Genomic DNA, 17,091 nt, shown 5'->3' on the forward strand with positions numbered 1-17,091 from the left:
GTCGCGGCTCGCGCCGCTCCTACCCTTTGCAGCGCGGCTTCTGGGTAGGAGCGGCGCGAGCCGCGACTGCGAACCTCGGCGACGGCGTTGGCCCGAAGCCTCGAGCGCGATCCCCCGGAGGCCGGAGAGATCGGAAACCTCAAACGACGCCTTACAGCAGATCGCCGTCCGCCGACAGCACGCGCTCCATGCGGTCGCCCACGCCGCCGATCTCCATCACCAGGCGCTGCAGCTCGGCCGCGTCCAGGGTTTCGGCGGGGCGGTTCTCGCACAGTTGCAGATAGGGCACGCCGTCGAGGTCGCCGATGGCCAGGTAGCCGACGTGGCTTTCCCAGTTGAAGGCCAGCGCGCGGCGCGCGTCCAGACCGGTGGTCGGAGCGATCGCGGTGCTCACGCGCACGAACGGACGGCCGTCGTCGTCTTCCAGTTCGGACAGGAAGATCGCTTGGTGGCGCGTGCCCTGTTCGAGCGAGAGCTCGATGCAGATCACGTTTTCGTCGTGGACGGTGAGGTGGAACCCGGCTCGGGTCAGATGGGTACGGATCTGTTCGAAATGCATGGGCGACTCCTGCGCGTTGCAGGGCATATGCTACCGCGATGGACAGCGAAACTGCCGCAAAACGCATCCGGGCCGCGATCCGCGCCATCCCCAAGGGCGAAGTCGCCGGCTACGGCGAGGTCGCGCGCCGCGCCGGGCTGCCCGGACGGGCCCGTCTGGTGGCGCGCCTGCTCAGCGAGAACGACGACGCCAAGCTGCCCTGGCATCGGGTGCTGCGTTCGGACGGGCGTATCGCGCTGCCGGAAGGTTCGGCCGGTTATCGCGAGCAGTGCCAGCGCCTGCGCGCCGAAGGCGTGGCGGTGGTGAACGGGCGCGTGCGCGGCCAGCGTGCGGCGCCGACTCTGGATTCGCAGATCTGGGGCCCGGCCGACTGAACGCAGCCTGCGCGCGGGCCGCGCCTCGACGCGACGCTCACGGTGCGACGCCGAGGCAGCGGCTACCATAGCGCCCGATTCGAGGAGCCGCGATGTTTTCCAGTATCCCGCCGGTCGTCAGGAAACTGCTGATCGCCAATGTCGTCGTATTCATCCTGCAAGCGCTGTTGAGCCAAGGCGATGCGACGCGCGGTTGGGTGCTGTGGTGCGAGTTGTGGCCGTGGTTGCCCGCGCATATCCCGGCTGCCGGCAACTTCATGCCGTGGCAGTTGCTGACTTCGGGCTTCATGCACGGCGGCATCGGCCACCTCGTGTTCAATATGCTGGCGCTGGTGATGTTCGGCGCTTCGCTCGAATACGAATGGGGCGCCAGGCGTTTTGCGATCTATTACTTCACCTGCCTGATCGGTTCGGCGTTGTTGCAGTTGCTGATCGCCTCGATCGCCGCGCGCCAGGGCGACGTCTATGTGACCCTGGGCGCTTCGGGCGCGGTGTACGGCCTGCTGTTGGCCTACGGCATGCTGTTCCCGAACCGGCGCGTGACCTTGTTGCCGTTCCCGATCGTGCTCAAGGCGCGCACCTTGGTCATCATCTACGCGGTCGCCGCGGTGTTCTACGGCGTCTTCGCCCAGGGCACCGGCGTCGCTCATTTCGCCCACCTCGGCGGCATGCTGGTCGGTTGGTTGACCATTCTGTATTGGCGCAAGCGACCGCCGGGCAGCGGTCGCGGTGGCCCCCGCCGCGATCCGCGCGTGGAAGCGCTGCGCCAGCGCAGGCGGACCACCAAGCTGCGCGTGGTCAAGTAACGCCGAACAGCGCCGCTCAGAACCCCGGGCGCAGCTTGACCTGTTCCAGTTCGCGTTTGATCGAGCGCCAGAACAGGCTCGGCGCGATCCAGGTGTAGGCGCAGAACCCCAGCCACAGGTAGGACAGCGGTCCGGCCCAGTGCGACAGGCCATGCTCGGGCAGGGCGATCAGGGCGATGCGGTAGAGCAGGAAGATGCCGAGCAGCAGCACCACCGCGCGGGTGCGCGAACCGGCGCTGATATAGCTCTGGAACCGCCACCACAGCCCGAGCAACCAACTGCGGCGCGCTTTCACCGCCGCCATCAAGGTCAGGGCCTCGCCGTCCATCGGGTCGATCTGCAGCGCCCAGGCGGCGTGGTCGCGGGCGCTGTCGGTGCGGCCGGCGGCGAGTTCGCAATGGCCGAGCACGCACAGGGCTTCGACGTGTTCGGGATGCGCGGCCAGCACCTCGCGCGCCAGGGCTTCGGCCTTGCGGCGGTCGCCGCGGCGCAGTTCCAGCGAGGCCAGCAGGGCCTGGTAGTCGACATCGGCCGGCTCCAGCTCGCAGGCGCGGCGCGCTTCTTCCAGGGCCTGCGCATCGCGGCCCCAGGCGCTGTAGAGGCGGGCGAAGGCATCGGCGATCGAGGCCGAGTCCGGGTCGAGTTCGCGCGCCGAGTGCAGATGCGTTTCGGCGTCGCGGAAACGCCGGCCTGCGGTCGCCACGATCGCCGCGGCCAGGTGTGCGAACGGCGAATCGGGTTCGAGTTCGAGCGCGCGCGCGGCTTCCAGCGCGGCCGCATGCAGGCGCTTGCGCTTGACCAGGCACAGGGCCAGGAAGGCGTGCGCGCCGGCCTGCTCGGGGTCTTCGCCGAGCAGGCGCAGCAACACATCGATGGCTTCGTCGATCTGGCCGTGGGCGTAGTAACGCTCGGCCATCTGCAACCAGTAACCGTGGCTGGCGTCGTTCATTGCAGGATCACCGACAACAAGGCGGGCAGTTGCACGGCGCCGAGCGCGCCGCGCCCGACCACGGCCAGCAGGATCGTCAACGGCAGGCCGTTGCGCGCCTGGCCGCCGTAGTACTCCCAGATCTCGAAGCAGCGTTGCTGCATCAGGTACACGGCATAGGCCATGCCGAGCTTGAGCAACAGGATGCTCAGAAACGCGTAGCGCAGTTGCGCGCCCTGCAGCCAACCGTTCTGCTCGCACAGCAGCAGAGCGAACAGCAACAGCGGGCTGCCGACCGCGCTCAGGCCGATGCACAGCCATTCGCGCCAGCGCGTCGGGCTGCCGATCGCCAGCGAATTGAAGCCGAACCAGAGCAAGCCGAAGCCGCTGCCGGCCAGCATCACGCTGAGCAAGGGCCAGACCGGATCGACCGCGTAGCGCGACAGGCCGGACGGCAAGGGCTCGTCGGGCAAACGATAGACCGAAGCCGCCATCAGCCGCCTCCGTGGCGCTTGAGGAACTCCAGCACCTCGTCGTACTGGCCGCCCTGATTGGCGTAACGGGCGTGATTGCGCGCCGTGGTCAGCCACTCCAGAGTGGTCGAACGGGTGTCCTTGAGGGCCGCGCGCAGGTGGCTCATGGTCAGCGGCATTTCCCGGCCCTGGTCGATCGAGGCCTCGATGGCCTCGTCGATCGCGGTCTCGACCAGGTTGCGCAGGTCGGCGCCGGAATAACCCGAGCTCAGGCGCGCGATCTCGGCGCCGTCGATGTCGTCGCCGAGCGGGCGCTCGCGCAGCAACAGCTCGAGGATGGCGCGCCGCGCCGGCTCGTCCGGCGGCGGCACGAACAGCACCCGGTCGAAGCGGCCGGGGCGGCGGAACGCGGCGTCGACCGCCCACGGCACGTTGGTCGCGCCGAGGATCAGCACGCCCTGGTTGTTCTGGCCGAAGCCGTCGAGTTCGGTCAGGAACTGGCTGACCAGCTTGGCCGAGGTGGCCTCGCGCGAGTACTGGCGCTTGCCGCCGATAGCCTCGATCTCGTCGAAGAACACCACCGCCGGGGCGGTGCGCCGCGCGGTCTCGAAGATCGCATGCAGCTTGCGCTCGGACTCGCCGATATACATGTCGAGCACGTCGGTAATGGCCACGTTGTAGAAACGCGCGCCGCACTCGCCGGCGGTGGCGCGGGCGAGCAGGGTCTTGCCGCAGCCGGGCGGCCCGTACAGCAGGATGCCGCCGCCGGAGCGGCGCTTGAAGCGCTCGAACAGCGAGGGCTTGAGGAAGGGGGTGATGATGCGGCGGCGGATCTGGTGCTTGACCTCGTCCAGGCCGCCGACGTCGGCGAAACCGATCCGCGCTTCCGGCGGCTGCAACAGCCGCGATACGTCGTCGGCATCGGTGTCGTCGTTGGCGATGCTGGTCTGCAGGCTGCCCGATTGCATGCGCCGCGCATTGGCCAGCGAGATCACCTTGCCGGCCAGCTCGGTCGCCAGGGCCGCGTCTTCGAGCGCCGGGTTGAGGGCGATGGCCTGCTGGTACAGGCTGCGCGCGTCTTCGCGGCGGCCTTCGCCGAGCAGCAGGCGCGAACGCGCGAACAGCGAGGCCGCCGAATTCTCCGGCGCGATCCGCACCACGCGTTCATCGTGGCGGTGCTCCAGCAGCAAGCGCAGCGCGGCGTCGCGCTGGGTCGGGTCGGCCAGCAGGGTGTCGCCGCCGAGTTCGATCGCACGGATCAATGCGTCCGGGTCGGATTCGTTCAGGCAGGCGTTCACGACCAGCATGCCGAGCGCCGGGTTGTGCGGGCTGGCGGCCAGCGCGGCGAGCAGATCGTCGAGGGAGGTATCGGGCATGACGGCATCCTGGCCGGGTGTGGCGGCGTATAGCGTAAAGAAAAACCGCGCAGGATAGGTCCGCGATCGCAACCGTACCGTGGCGCCGGTTGCGGTTCGACGAGCGCTGCGCCTACAGTGCGAACTGTGGCGCAGGTCCGTTTCCGGGCCGCGAACCACGCCCCGTCAGCAAGCCCGCCGCCGCAGGACCGCGCGCCGCCAGCGCGCCGTCCGCCGATGGCGACGCCAAGGATCCAGGCCGTCCGTCGATGACTTTTTCGCCCGAACCTTCCGCCGCAGAGCAGGCCGCGGCCCGCGTCCGCGATGCCGTGCATTCCGCCACCACCGGCCTGGTCGAGCGCGAGCAAGTCGCCGAGCTGATCGTGCTCGCCGCGGTCGCCCAGGAACACCTGTTGATCATCGGCCCGCCCGGCACCGCCAAGAGCGCGGTGGTGCGGCGCGTCGCCGCCGCGCTCGGCGGCCGTTACTTCGAATATCTGCTCGGGCGCTTCACCGAGCCGGCCGAATTGTTCGGCCCGGTCGATCTGCGCCGGCTGCGCGAGGGCGTGGTCGAGACCGACGTCACCGGCATGCTGCCCGAAGCCGAGGTCGCCTTCCTCGACGAGGTCTTCCTCGGTTCGACCGCGATCCTCAACACCTTGCTCGGCGTGCTCAACGAGCGCCGCTTCCGTCGTGGCCACACCCAGATCGATTGCCCGCTGCGGGTCTGCGTCGGCGCGGCGAACGCCTTGCCCGACGACGAGTCGCTGGCCGCGTTCGCCGACCGTTTCCTGCTGCACCTGTTCGTCGAGCCGGTGCCGGACCATCAACTCGAAGCCCTGCTCGAAGGCGGTTGGCAGTCCGAGCGCGCCGCGGTCGAGCACCGCACCGAACTGGCCGATATCGACTTGCTGAGCCGGCGCGTGCCGCAGGTGAGCATGGGCCCTGCGCGCGGCCTGCTGGCCGATGCGATCCGCAAATTGCGCAGTGCCGGCCTGAGCCTGTCGGACCGGCGCATCGTCAAGGTCCAGCGCCTGATCGCCGCGGCGACCGTGCTCGCCGGCCGCGACACCGCGACCGCCGCCGACCTGTGGCCGCTGTTCTATGTGATGCCGACCCGCGAGGCGCAGGCGGCGGCCCAGGACGCCTTGCGCGATTCGCTGTCGGCGGCGGCCAACCCGACCTTGCGTGCCGCGGTCGAACATGCGGTGTTGCAGCCGGTGTCGCGCGCCGCGCGCCTGATCGAAGCCGCGCGCAGTTGCCTGCACGGCGCGGCCGATGCACCGGCCGCGACGACGATAGCGGAAGCCCTGCTGCGCGAGATCGACGCCAACTTCGACCCGCATTCGATTCCGCCCGAACTCGCCGCCGAACGCGCGCGGCTGGTCGAACGGGTCGCCGCGCCGACATGAAGTGGCGCTGGCGCGCAGAGGCCGACCCGCCCGCGCCGCAAGGCGCGATCGGGATCGGCGCGGCGGCGCAGGGCCTGCTCGATGCGCTCGCGCGCGTCGACGCGCGCATGCGCGAGGCGCTGATGCTGACCGCGAATGCCGATGCCGTCATCGTCACCGGCGCCGGCGAAGCGCTGCCGTGGAGCGACGGCGTGGCCTATATCGCGCCGCGCCAGGAAGCGCCGGCGCTGTGGCTGCCGACCACGCAGCGCCCGGACCTGCCGCTGGACTTGCTGCTGCGCGCGATCGCGCGCCGGCATCGGCAGTCGCCGCTGCTGCTGTGGCCCGAGCCGATGCAGATCGTGCCGCTGCACCGGGCGCTGCCGGCGAGCGACGCGTTGATCGCGCAGATCCGCGAGCACTGGCGGAGCTGAGCCGATGCGGGTACCCGAGGCGCTCAAACCCTGGCGGCCGTGGCTGGACTGGTTCGATGCCGAGATCGTCGACCTGCTCGGCGAACTGCTGCTGCGCCTGCATCCGATGCTCGGTGCGTTCCGGATGCGCGCGCAGCGCGGCCTGGCCGAGCCCGAGGGCATCGACGATCTGCGCCGGCGCGGCCATTACGAGCGCCTGTTGTTGAGCGAGTGGGCGCTGGCCGACGAGGTGCCGGAAGAATTCGACCGCCGCGCCGCCGGCGGCGAGCATCTGTTCCTGTCGCCGAAACTCGTCGCGCGCGAAGCCGATGCGCTGACCGTGGCGGTGTTCGACACCGGCCCGGGCCAGCTCGGCGCGGCGCGCCTGGTGCACGTGGCGATGTGGATCCTGCTGGCCGAACGCGCGCAGGCGGCGAAGGCGCGCTTCGCCTGGGGCGTGCTCGGCGCGCCCGGCGTGCTGCATCCGGCCGACGCGCCCGAACGTCTCAAGCAATTGCTGCAGGCGCGCAGCCTGACACCGGGAGGCCCCGCTTCCGACAGCGCGGGCAACGCACAGGCCGCGCGCGATCATCACGAACGCGAGTGGCGGCGTGCGCTCGACGAAGCCGATCCGAGCCCGGGCGAGCGCTGGTCGATCGGCGCGCATGCGGCCGGCTATGGTCTGGGCCATCGCGTCGACGTTGCGCGTGCCGGCGAACAACAGCTCGCAGTGACCATCGCCTCGCGCCAGGCGCGGCGCGAACTGCGCCTGACCTTGCCGCCGCCGGAGCGGTCGAGCGCCTTGTTGCGCGGCGAATTCGAGCGCGTCGCGGTCGCGCGCCTGACCGAAACCACCGTCGGCGTGCGCGGCGAGGGCAAGTTGTCGCTGAAGCAGCCGCCGTTGATTTCCTGGGGGGGCCGTCATGTCGCCGTGACGCTCGCCGGCGAGAGCGCCGCCCATGTCTACCGTTTGCCCTCCAGCGCCGTGGCCCGCTTGGCGCCGCCGAAAACCACGCGCTGGGGCAAAGGCAAATCGCTGCTCGCCGCGACCCTGACCGAGCGCCATTTCGCCGGGCTGATTCCGCTGTCGCAAGGGTTGGAGGGCTGGCAACTCGAGGGCATGGGCCGGCTGCCGTTGCCGCCGCCGGGCGATCTCGATGTCACTACCGGCACGGCGCGCTTGCTGCCTTGCTTGTTTTTCAATCGCGGTGCGGGTTATCGGCGCCTGTTGCTGCTTACGAGCCAGCGCAAACTGCTGTCGTGGACGTCGCAGGGATCCGAGCCGAGCGCGTACGAGGTCGTGGGCGAGCAGGTGCTGGCGATCGCGCGTACCAGTGCCACGCAGGCGGTGTACTTGCGCTGCCACGATGGCCGCCTGCATCTGCACTCGAGTCTTCACGCCGAAGCTCTGGATTGCATCGCCTTCCAGGGCCAAGCCCGTAGCGCTTTTCTGAGCGGCCGCTGTTCTCTCGACAGTTGGCAGGGCGGCTGTTGCGTCGAGCAGATCGTCGGCGGTCACGGCGGCGAACGCTCCAGCATCTGGCGGGTGTTCATGCGCACCGCCGAGCGCCCGGCGACCGAGTACGAAATCGTGCTGCCGGCCGACTGGAAAGTGGTCGGGCTAAGCCAACCCGACGGCGACGACATGGGTTTGATCGCCTTGCGTCCGGACCGCAAGGCGCTGCTGCGCATCGGCGCGCAAGAACGTTCGGTGCTGTACGAATCGCCGAGTCCGATCAGTACGGTCAGCGTCGCCGTCGACGCCGACCTGATCGCCTTGGTCGACCTGCAAGGCCGTTTGGTGGTGTTGCGCGACGGCGCGCGAAAGATGCTCGTCTACACAGGGGGAGACGATGGCTGAAACGAACGATAAGGCGGAGGCGCAGGCCGATGCGACGGTCCGCTATCCGGTCTGGCGCGGCTGGCAACCGGTCGCCGGATTGTGGTTTGGCGCCGACTGGCTGGCGCCGGAACGGCGCGCCGAACGCATTCTGCAAGCGTGGACGATGGGCTGTCGCGCCTGGCGTTTCGACGACGGCGACGTGCTCTGCTTCGAGCAGGCGCGGCCGATGCAATGCAGCGAAGCGGCCGGCGTGCCTTTGTGCCGCATCGGTGCGCACGGGCTGTACGCGGGGCCGTTGACCGCCGACGAACTCGCCGCGCTGGCGCCGGCCGACGTGCAACTGGTGGTCGGCGGGCGCTTGCAGCCGCTGCACTTCGCCCAGGCGCAGGCGCTGGACCCTTCGCTGGTCATCGACATAGACGACTACGCCCTGCACGACACCTACGATGGCCGCTTCAGCCTGCGCGCGCCGCGCCACGACCGGCTCGCCGGCAAGCGCGTGCGCGAAGTGCTGGGCGACAGTGTTCCGCCGCCGAGCAAGGAGCAGGCCGAATTCCTGCGCCGTGCGCGCGGCGGTGTGGGCACCGAGGCGCCGCCGAGCCTGCGCGAACGCGTCACCGGCACCCGCGACGGCATGGCCGATTGGCTGTTGCGACGTTTTCCGGGCTTGTCGGGCGAGCCGGGGCAGGCGCGCAGCGGCCACGCCACGCAGACGCGCAACGGTGGCGCCGGCACCCTGCGCGCACGCGCCGCGCCGCGCGCGCCGCAGGCCTGGCGTTCGGCCCTGGTGCGTTTCGCAATGGCGAGCCGCGCCTCGAAACTGATCGGCATGCGCCAGGGGGCCTACCTGCGCCGGATGATGGCGCAGTTTGAAAAAGGCGATCTCGGCGAGGCGTTGCGTAATGCCTTGCCGATCGACGGCCGCGGCGATTCGCTGGGCCAGGCCTTCGGCACGCCGGGCCGGCGCGGCGACCTCAGCCTCGCCGGCGATCGTCATTCATCGACCGACATCAATCTCGGCGACTACGAGCGCGAGCACCTGCGCAAACTCTATCGCCAGGCTTTCGACAAACTCGACCGCCAGGGCCAGGTCGACGAAGCCGTGTTCGTGCTCGCCGAGTTGCTCAACGCGCGCCAGGAAGCGCTGGATTATCTGGTGCGCCACCAGCGCCATGCGCAGGCGGCCGAGCTTGCGCTCAGCTGGGACATGCCGGCGGAAACCATCATCCGTTTGCTGATGCTGTCCGGCGACAGCGAGCGCGCGATCCTGGTCGCGCGTCGCGACAATGCCTTCGCCGCGGCGATCGCGATGTTGGAAAAAGACCACCCCGAGCACGCAGGCAGGCTGCGCCGCGAATGGGGCCAGGCGCTCGTCGAACGGGGGCAGTGGTTGGCCGCGGTCGATGCGGTCTGGCCGGAGCCGGAACTGCGCGAGCAGGCCGGACGCTGGCTGCTCGCAGCCGAGGCCGCAGGCGACGAATTGTCGGCGCGCGCTTTGGTGCAGCGCGCGACTCTGTTGCCCGACACGATCGAACACTATGCCGAGCGCATCGCGACCCTGGCCGACCCGGCGTCGCCTGCGTTGCCGCGCGCGGCCCTGGCCGAAGCGCTGCTCGCCGCCAAGGGCAACGGCAAGGCCTTGCGCATGCTCGCCACCCACGTGTTGCCGGCGCTCGCAGCCGATCGCGCCGCCTGTGCGAACGCGCTCGACCGCCAGCAATTGGAGCGCCTGCTGAAATTGTCCGGCGACCCCTGGCTACGCGCCGATCTGCCGGCCTGGGGCGTGCCGGCGGCAGCCGGGCGCAAGCTGTGGGAGAGCCAGGGCGAGCAACGCTGGCAGGCGCCCGCGGCCGGGTTGCATGCCGCGCACGATATCGTCGCGATCGGCGAGGGCCGGTATCTCGCAGCGCTCGGCGAAGCCGGCGTCGCGGTCATCGACCGTCACGGCCGCAGTGTCCGTCGTTATGCGGTGCCGGCCTATAAGCTGGCGATCGCCGACAGCCTGCAGGTGGCGTTGGCGATCGCGCCGCGCGAGGCGGTGTCGCGCATCGCACGGCTGGATCTGGCCCATCACGAGATCGCCGATCTCGGGGTGATGCCGATCCAGTTTGCCGCCGACCGTTACGACGGCATCGCCTGGTCGCTGGTGTCGAACGACCGCCTGCTGGTGGTCGACGCGGCGCGGCCGTCGCTCGACGTGTTGTGGAGCGTCAGCGAGCCCAACAGCCGGGTGATCGCGGCGGAGTATTTCGCAGCCGACGAGTTGTTCCTGATCCAGGACGCGCGCGGCGCGAGTTGCTGGCATTACCGCCTGCCGCGGCGCGCCCTGCGTTCGCGCGACGCCGTACCCGAGAGCCTGGAACAACGCCTGCGGCTGCACCCGATCACCGGCGCGCAATTGCTCGATGTTTCGGCCGACGACGACGGCATGTTGTTGGCGTATTCGTGGTCGAACTACCGGCGCAGCGTGCAGTTGTCCGCGCATGCACTCGGCAAGCTGCGCGACTGCAGCATCAAGTCGCTCGCCAACGGCTTCCTGGTCGGCCTGTACGGCGAGGAGGCGATGCGCTTCCACTTGGTCCGCTTCAACGATGCGACCTCGCTGGCGGCGATCGATTGGCCGTACGGCGCGGCGGTGTCGGTGCGCGAGCAGGACGGCCGCCTGCTGATGTACGACGACCAGGGCCGGGTGTTGGACATCGACACCCAGCGCACGCAAGTGCACGGGCTGTCGTTGCTCTGACGACCAAAACGAAAAGCCCGGCTTGCGCCGGGCCTTTCCTTATCGCTCATCGCAGTTCGCTGCGTACCGCCTTCGATCAGGGGAACACCTTGATCTGCTGGTCGGGCTTGCGCTGCATCGCGGTGCCGGCCTTGCAGCCGAAGGTCTCGCCGAACGCGGCCAGGTTCGACAGCGGCACGTTGGTGCGCCACTGGCCCGGGGCATGGATGCCGGCGGCCGAGCGCTGCGCGGCGACTTCCGGGCTCAGCTGCTGCGCCCACAGACCGGCCCAGGCGCGGAAGAAGGCCTGGTTGGCGTCCTTGCTCGCCGCCGGCGACGCGGCGCGGAACGCCGACCACGCCAGTTCGACGCCGGCCTGGTCGGCGATGGCGACTTCGCGGACCTGGTTGCCGTTGACCTTGACCCCGTTGAGGCCCGGATAGGACTCGGCGCTGTACTGCGCGGCGACGCGGCCGGCGAGCGCGTCCCAGGCCGAGACTTCGGCCGGGGTCCACCAATCGCGCACTTCCTGCTTGGCGTTGACGTAGCGGCCGCGGCTGTCGAAGCCGTGGGTCAGTTCGGCGCCGACCAGGGCGCCGTAGGAGCCGTATTGCGCGGCCTCGGGCTTGCTCAGGTCGAGCACCGGCGCCTGCAGCATCGCCGCGGTCACGATCAGGCGGTTCTGGGCGATGTCGTAGGCCAGCGACGGCTCCTGCGGCAGCACGTCCCAGCGACGGTCGGCGTTGCCGCGGCCGATCCGCTTCATTTCTTCGCGGTGGCGCCAGGTCGAGGCGATCAGCATGTTGCTGCCGAAGCTGCCGCGGCCCATCGGCTGCACGCTGTAGTCGAGATCGCGCTTGGGCGTGCCGACTTCGATCTTGAGCTTGCCGAGCTTGGCGCGCGCTTCGTTCTTGACCGCGTCGCTGAAGCGGGTATCGGCCTCGATGGCCTTGCCCACGGCATCGCGCAGCTGGTTGGCGATCTGTTCGGCGCGCGCGTCGGTCGCGGCCGGCAGGTAACGCGCGGCGTATTCGTGGCCGACCATCGGGCCGGCGGCGAGGGTGATCGCGTCGAGCACCGCCTGCTGGCGCGGCGCCGGCGCGGCGTGACCGCGCAGCACGCGGCCGCGGAACTCGAACTCGGCGTCGCGGAACGGCTTGGCCAGGTAGGGCGCCATCGAATCGCCCACGCGCCAGCGCAGATAGGTCTTCCACTGGTCCGGCTTGAGGCTGCCGAGCAGCTTGTCGAGTTCGGCGAACAATTGCGGGTTGGCCAGCGAGACGCTGTCGTCGGTGACGCCCTGGGCCTTGAGGAAGGCGCCCAACTGCAGGTTCTTGTACTGCTTGGCCAGGGTGGCGACCGCGACCGGGGCGTAGTTCGCGCGCGGGTCGCGCAGGTCCGGCAGCGACTTGGAGGCGCGGGCGATGCGGGTTTCCAGATCGATCACGAACAGCGACTCGGCCGCCAGCTTGTCCTTCGACGTGCCGGTCAGAGTCAGGATCTTCTGCACGTAGTTGTTGTAGTGGCCGAGCAACTGACGGGTATCGGCGTCGCTGCGGGTGTAATAGGCCGGGTCGGGCAGGCCGAGGCCGCCCTGGCTGAAGTAGCCGATGTGGCGTTCCAAGTCCTGCAGGTCGATGTCGGCGCCGAAGTTGAAGGCGACCGGGATGCCGACCTGGTGCAGCGCGGCGATCGAGGCCGGGATTTCCTTGGCTTTCTTGATCGCGTTGATGCGGCCCAGCAGCGGGGCGATCGGCTGCGAACCGTCGCGCTCGACCGCGGCTTCGTCCAGGCCGCTGGCCCAGAAGTCGCCGAGCAGCTTCTGCACGTTGCCCTGCGGCGCGGTCATGGCGCTGTTGAGCAGTTCCAGTTGCTGCTTGCGGGCATTGGCGGCCAGGGTTTCCAGCGAGGACACCGAACCGGCGCCGGACAAGGGGTTGCTGCGCAGCCAGTCGCCGTTGGCGCTGGCATAGAAGTCGCTGCAGGCCGATGCGGCGGCGGGCGCCTTGGGCTTGGCGGCGGCCTTCTTCTTGGCGGCATCGGCGGTCGGCGAGGCCAGGCCGGCAATCAGGCTGAGGGCGAGGGCGCAGGCAAGCGGGCGTAGGGTCGACATCGCGTATTCCATCCTGGGGATGCGGGAGTTTAACAACTGCGCCGGCGACGGCGATGAACGGGTTTGGCGGTTGGGGGATGGAGGGTGCGAGGCCGTCACCCCAACCCAAGCCCCGGCCCGAACGCCTGCCGTTCGCGAACGCGCGAGCCAATGGCTCGCAAGCGGCGTTCGCTCACCCCAAGAAAAAAGGCCCGGGAAGCCCGGGCCTTTCGTTCCGCACTTCGGCCGCGGCGCGACCCTCAGGCCGCGCCGCGATGGATCACCAGATCACCACCTGCTTGTCGCCCTCGCGGACCATCGGCTGGCCCGGCTTGCACGAGAACGCGGCGGCGAAGGCCGGCAGGTTCGACGGCGCGCCGATCGCACGGAAGTTGGCCAGGGCGTGCTCGTCGGTCTGCAGACGCACCTTCATCTCCTCGGCGGTGAAGTTGCGGCGCCACACCGTCGCCCAATTGAGGAAGAAGCGCTGGTCGCGGGTGAAACCGTCGGTCTTCGGGTCCGGGGTGTCGCCGGCGGCCTTCTTCATCGCGTCGTAGGCGGTGGCCAGGCCACCGAGATCGGCGATGTTCTCGCCGAGGGTGTGCTTGCCGTTGACGTGCTGGCCCGGGGCGGCTTCATAGGCGTTGAACTGCTGGATCAGCTTGTCGGTCAGACCCGAGAAGGCCTTGGCGTCGCTCGGCGCCCACCACACTTCCATGTTGCCGGTCGGTCCGAAACGCGAACCCTGGTCGTCGTAGCCGTGGGTCATTTCGTGACCGATCACCGCGCCGATGCCGCCGTAGTTGGTGGCGTCGTCGGCCTTCGGATCGAAGAACGGCGGCTGCAGGATCGCGGCCGGGAACACGATCTCGTTCTGCAGCGGGTTGTAGTAGGCGTTGACCATCTGCGGCGGCATGCCCCATTCGGTCTTGTCGACGGGCTTGCCGATCTTGCCCAGGTTCCACTTGTAGTTGAACTCGTTGGCGGCCTTGACGTTGGCGTAGTAGCTGTCGCGGCTGGTGGCCAGGCCGTTCCAGTCGCGCCACTTGTCCGGGTAGCCGATCTTGGGCGTGAAGCTGGCCCACTTCTCGATCGCCTTCTTCTTGGTGTCGGCGCTCATCCAGGCCAGGTTCTCGATGCGCACCTTGAGGGCTTCGCTGAGGTTCTTGACCAGGGTCTGCATGCGCTCCTTGGATTCCGGAGTGAAGGCGACCTTGACGTACATCTGGCCCAGCGCTTCGCCGGCCTGGCCTTCGATGGTGTCGAGCACGCGCTTGCCGCGTTCCTTCAGTTCCTTCTGGCCGCGCAGGGTCTTGCTGTAGAAGTTGAAGTTCTCTTCGACGAAGGCGTCCGACAGGTACGGCGAGGCACCGTCGATGGCATGGAAGCGCAGGTAGGCCTTCCACTGGTCGGCCGGGACTTCGCCGATCATCTTGCTGACTTCCTGGTGGAAGGCCGGCACGGCGAGCGAGAACATCTTCGGCAGGGCCACGCCCTGCGACTCGAAGAACTTGGTCCAGGAGAAATTCGGCGTCAGCTTGTCGGCATCGGCCGGGCTGACCGGGTTGTAGTACAGCGAGACGTCGCGCGACAGGGCTTCGCGCGACTTCGAGGCCTTGGCCAGGCGGGTCTCGAACGTGATCACGTCCTTGGCCTGCTTGGCGGCGTCGGCCGCCGGCGTGCCGCCGAGCTCGAGCACCTTGGCGATGTGGGCCTCGTACGCGGCGAGCTTGTCCTTGTGCTTGGCGTCGGAGTAGTACGGCGTGTCCGGCAGGCCCAGGCCGCCTTGCGAGGCATAGGCGATGTTGTTGGCCGAATCCTTGAAGTCGGCTTCGGCGCCGAAACCGAACAGCGGGTTGTCGCCGGTGGCGGCGGTCGTGCGCAGGTAGTCGGCGATCTTCTCCGCGCTGTCGAGCGCGTCGATCTTGGCCAGGTCGCCCTTCAGCGGTTCCAGGCCCTGGGCGTTGATCTTGGCCGCGTCCATGCCGGTCGACCACAGGTCGCCGACGATCTTCTCCACGCCGGTGGCCTTGCTGTCCGCCGCCGCTTGTTCGGCGATCTGGCGCTGCACTGCGGTGGAACGCTCATCGAGCATCTCGAACGCGCCCCACGAGGTGCGGTCGCCCGGGATGGCGTTGGCGGCGAGCCACTTGCCGTTGACGTATCCGCCGAAGTCAGTGCAGGCGTCCTTGGTGGTGTCCAGGTCGGCGACGACGAAGCGGTTGACCGGCGGCAGCTTGCTCTCGTCGAGCTTCAGCGCACTGGTTTCGGCGGGCTTGTCGGCGGCGGCCGGCGCGGCCGGGGCAGGGGTTTCCTGCTTGCCGCAGGCGGCCACGACCGTGGCGATGGCGAGGGACAACAGCAGGACTTGCGGTTTTTTGAAGGTCACAGCGGGCTCCAGCCGGAGAGGCGTTGGCGAAATACGAATCGGGAGTGTGGCGGATTTCGGACCGGCGCTGCTCGGCCTTTCCCGGATCACGGGCGGACGATAGTCCCGTTCCCGGGCCGGGAAGGGTGTCGAAGGTCATGTGGGGTGGCGCGAATTCGTTCAGTTTTGCCCGGTTTGTGCGGCCACTGCGCCGATTCCAGCGGTTCGCGCCGGACCCACCGCGCTGCGCCGACACTCGGCCAGGCGCGGCGCTCGCCGGAAGGCACACATTGCTCGCCGGGACCTTCCCAGGGGCCATGCTAGCGTTCGCCTTTGTCGATAGATGCGGAGTGCATTGCATGCGAGTCCATTTCCACGGTGCGGCCGGCGAAGTCACCGGTTCCCTGCACGAGGTCGAGGCCGGCGGCCATCGCATCTTGCTCGATTGCGGGATGATCCAGGGCAGCCCCGAAGCCGAACAGCGCAACTTCGATCCCTTCGCGTTCGACGTCGCCGCGCTGGATGCGTTGGTGATCAGCCACGCCCACATCGACCACATCGGCCGGGTGCCGTTGCTGGTGCGGCGCGGTTTCCGCGGGCCGATCTATGCCCAGGCCGCGACCGCCGACTTGATGCGCATCATGCTGCTGGACTCGGCGTCGATCGCCGAAAGCGAAGCCGAGCGCAGCAACCGCCGGCGCTCGCAAGGCCAGCCCGAAGCGCTGCCGCTGTACACGCGCGAAGACGTCGAGGCGACCATGCAGCGGGTCGAGCCGCTGCCCTACGACAGCCCGCGCACGATCCTGCCGGGCGTCGAGATCGTGTTCCGCGAGGCCGGCCATATCCTCGGTTCGTCCGCGGTGGAATTGCGCGCCGAAGGCAGAACGCTGGTGTTTTCCGGCGACATCGGGCCGAAGGGCACGCCTATCTTGCGCGACCCGGCGCCGATCGCGCAGGCCGACCTGGTGCTGATGGAATCGACCTACGGCGACCGTCTGCACAAGGACCGCGCCGAAACCATCCTCGAACTCGGCCGCATTCTCGAACGGGCCTGGAACGACGGCGGCAACGTATTGATCCCGGCGTTCGCGGTCGGCCGCAGCCAGGAGCTGCTGTACTGGTTCGCCAAGTACTGGGACGAGTGGAACCTGTCGCGCTGGCAGGTCTTTCTCGACAGCCCGATGGCGTCGAAGGTGGTCGGGGTTTACGACCGCCACGCCGACCTGTTCGACGAAGACGCGCTGCAAGTGTGGAAGGAAAAACCCACCCCGTTCCAGTTGCCGAACCTGCGCCTGACCGCGAGCGCCGAAGAATCGATGGCGATCAACCGCATCGAGCGCGGCGCCATCGTCATCGCCGGTTCCGGCATGGCCAACGCCGGCCGCATCCTGCATCACTTCAAGCACAACCTCGGCAAGCCGCAGACCCATGTGGTGTTCGTCGGCTACCAGGCCGAAGGCACGATCGGCCGGCGCCTGGTCGACGGCGCGCAATGGGTGCGCATCCATGGCAAGGATGTCCGTGCCAACGCCCAGCGCCACACCATCGGCGGGCTGTCGGCGCACACCGACCAGAAGGGCCTGATCGAGTGGTACGGGCAGATCGCCGGCCGCCCGCAACTGGCCCTGGTCCACGGCGAAGACAAGGCGCGCGAAGCGCTGGCCGGCGAGATCGGCGAGCGCTACGGCATCGAGGTCAAGCTGGCGCGGCCGGGGATGACGCTGGAGGTTTGATCGTCGCTTGCGGCATGGCCGGCCGGCTGCGACT

At 68.9% G+C, this 17,091-nt stretch carries 13 protein-coding genes; 7 read left to right on the forward strand and 6 right to left on the reverse strand.

Annotated features, from left to right (window positions below; genetic code table 11):
- Positions 1 to 151: 151 nt before the first annotated feature.
- Positions 152 to 559, reverse strand: coding sequence for a hypothetical protein (locus tag LC490_RS03285; protein ID WP_031372955.1), 408 nt, complete (start codon positions 557 to 559; stop codon positions 152 to 154).
- A gap of 38 nt (positions 560 to 597) precedes the next feature.
- Here LC490_RS03285 and LC490_RS03290 point away from each other — a divergent pair, with 38 nt between their 5' ends.
- Both LC490_RS03290 and LC490_RS03295 read left to right on the forward strand, forming a co-directional pair.
- On the forward strand, positions 598 to 933 hold the full coding sequence (locus tag LC490_RS03290; RefSeq protein ID WP_223619300.1) for an MGMT family protein: 336 nt from the start codon (positions 598 to 600) through the stop codon (positions 931 to 933).
- Positions 934 to 1,025: 92 nt separating this feature from the next.
- Positions 1,026 to 1,739, forward strand: a complete 714-nt coding sequence (locus tag LC490_RS03295) for a rhomboid family intramembrane serine protease (RefSeq protein WP_036149125.1) — start codon at positions 1,026 to 1,028, stop codon at positions 1,737 to 1,739.
- A gap of 16 nt (positions 1,740 to 1,755) precedes the next feature.
- Here the strand turns inward: LC490_RS03295 and LC490_RS03300 are convergent, their stop codons facing one another.
- Genes LC490_RS03300 through LC490_RS03310 form a run of 3 tightly spaced genes read right to left on the reverse strand, consistent with a single transcriptional unit; the run spans position 1,756 to position 4,516 of the window.
- Complete coding sequence (locus LC490_RS03300; protein ID WP_223619301.1) at positions 1,756 to 2,688, reverse strand: tetratricopeptide repeat protein; 933 nt, start codon at positions 2,686 to 2,688, stop codon at positions 1,756 to 1,758.
- Positions 2,685 to 3,161 (reverse strand): hypothetical protein, encoded by a 477-nt coding sequence (locus tag LC490_RS03305; RefSeq protein WP_051885179.1) that lies wholly within the window; start codon positions 3,159 to 3,161, stop codon positions 2,685 to 2,687. Before LC490_RS03305 ends, LC490_RS03300 begins: the two co-directional genes overlap by 4 nt.
- A complete protein-coding gene (locus LC490_RS03310) occupies positions 3,161 to 4,516 on the reverse strand; it encodes an ATP-binding protein (protein ID WP_223619302.1) in 1,356 nt (451 codons plus the stop codon). The genes LC490_RS03305 and LC490_RS03310 overlap by 1 nt, the downstream gene beginning before the upstream one ends.
- Before the next feature lie 248 nt (positions 4,517 to 4,764).
- On the opposite strand from LC490_RS03310, the gene LC490_RS03315 reads away from it, so the two are divergent.
- From LC490_RS03315 to LC490_RS03330, 4 genes are read left to right on the forward strand one after another with little or no spacing between them, the layout of a single operon-like run.
- Entirely contained in the window at positions 4,765 to 5,907 is a 1,143-nt protein-coding gene (locus LC490_RS03315) for an AAA family ATPase (protein ID WP_223619303.1), read from the forward strand.
- Entirely contained in the window at positions 5,904 to 6,320 is a 417-nt protein-coding gene (locus LC490_RS03320; RefSeq protein ID WP_223619304.1) for a hypothetical protein, read from the forward strand. Before LC490_RS03315 ends, LC490_RS03320 begins: the two co-directional genes overlap by 4 nt.
- Positions 6,321 to 6,324: 4 nt before the next feature.
- On the forward strand, positions 6,325 to 8,160 hold the full coding sequence (locus tag LC490_RS03325) for a hypothetical protein (protein ID WP_223619305.1): 1,836 nt from the start codon (positions 6,325 to 6,327) through the stop codon (positions 8,158 to 8,160).
- A complete protein-coding gene (locus LC490_RS03330) occupies positions 8,153 to 10,885 on the forward strand; it encodes a bpX6 domain-containing protein (RefSeq protein WP_223619306.1) in 2,733 nt (910 codons plus the stop codon). The genes LC490_RS03325 and LC490_RS03330 overlap by 8 nt, the downstream gene beginning before the upstream one ends.
- A gap of 76 nt (positions 10,886 to 10,961) precedes the next feature.
- Here the strand turns inward: LC490_RS03330 and LC490_RS03335 are convergent, their stop codons facing one another.
- Positions 10,962 to 12,977, reverse strand: a complete 2,016-nt coding sequence (locus LC490_RS03335) for a M13 family metallopeptidase (protein ID WP_223619307.1) — start codon at positions 12,975 to 12,977, stop codon at positions 10,962 to 10,964.
- 259 nt (positions 12,978 to 13,236) lie between these two features.
- Positions 13,237 to 15,345 carry a M13-type metalloendopeptidase gene (locus LC490_RS03340; protein ID WP_223619308.1) on the reverse strand — a complete coding sequence of 703 codons (2,109 nt, stop codon included), beginning with the start codon at positions 15,343 to 15,345 and terminating at the stop codon, positions 13,237 to 13,239.
- 338 nt (positions 15,346 to 15,683) lie between these two features.
- Here LC490_RS03340 and LC490_RS03345 point away from each other — a divergent pair, with 338 nt between their 5' ends.
- Positions 15,684 to 17,057, forward strand: a complete 1,374-nt coding sequence (locus tag LC490_RS03345) for an MBL fold metallo-hydrolase (protein WP_223619309.1) — start codon at positions 15,684 to 15,686, stop codon at positions 17,055 to 17,057.
- Positions 17,058 to 17,091: the final 34 nt, after the last annotated feature.

The organism is Lysobacter sp. ESA13C (genome assembly GCF_019970005.1).
GTDB classification, from domain to species: domain Bacteria; phylum Pseudomonadota; class Gammaproteobacteria; order Xanthomonadales; family Xanthomonadaceae; genus Lysobacter; species Lysobacter antibioticus_B.

Excerpts from the sequence above, each read along its gene's own strand:
- LC490_RS03285 (WP_031372955.1), bottom strand. The coding sequence starts at position 559 with ATGCATTTCGAACAGATCCGTACCCATCTGACCCGAGCCGGGTTCCAC.
- LC490_RS03290 (WP_223619300.1), top strand. The coding sequence starts at position 598 with ATGGACAGCGAAACTGCCGCAAAACGCATCCGGGCCGCGATCCGCGCC.
- LC490_RS03295 (WP_036149125.1), top strand. The coding sequence starts at position 1,026 with ATGTTTTCCAGTATCCCGCCGGTCGTCAGGAAACTGCTGATCGCCAAT.
- LC490_RS03300 (WP_223619301.1), bottom strand. The coding sequence starts at position 2,688 with ATGAACGACGCCAGCCACGGTTACTGGTTGCAGATGGCCGAGCGTTAC.
- LC490_RS03305 (WP_051885179.1), bottom strand. The coding sequence starts at position 3,161 with ATGGCGGCTTCGGTCTATCGTTTGCCCGACGAGCCCTTGCCGTCCGGC.
- LC490_RS03310 (WP_223619302.1), bottom strand. The coding sequence starts at position 4,516 with ATGCCCGATACCTCCCTCGACGATCTGCTCGCCGCGCTGGCCGCCAGC.
- LC490_RS03315 (WP_223619303.1), top strand. The coding sequence starts at position 4,765 with ATGACTTTTTCGCCCGAACCTTCCGCCGCAGAGCAGGCCGCGGCCCGC.
- LC490_RS03320 (WP_223619304.1), top strand. The coding sequence starts at position 5,904 with ATGAAGTGGCGCTGGCGCGCAGAGGCCGACCCGCCCGCGCCGCAAGGC.
- LC490_RS03325 (WP_223619305.1), top strand. The coding sequence starts at position 6,325 with ATGCGGGTACCCGAGGCGCTCAAACCCTGGCGGCCGTGGCTGGACTGG.
- LC490_RS03330 (WP_223619306.1), top strand. The coding sequence starts at position 8,153 with ATGGCTGAAACGAACGATAAGGCGGAGGCGCAGGCCGATGCGACGGTC.
- LC490_RS03335 (WP_223619307.1), bottom strand. The coding sequence starts at position 12,977 with ATGTCGACCCTACGCCCGCTTGCCTGCGCCCTCGCCCTCAGCCTGATT.
- LC490_RS03345 (WP_223619309.1), top strand. The coding sequence starts at position 15,684 with ATGCGAGTCCATTTCCACGGTGCGGCCGGCGAAGTCACCGGTTCCCTG.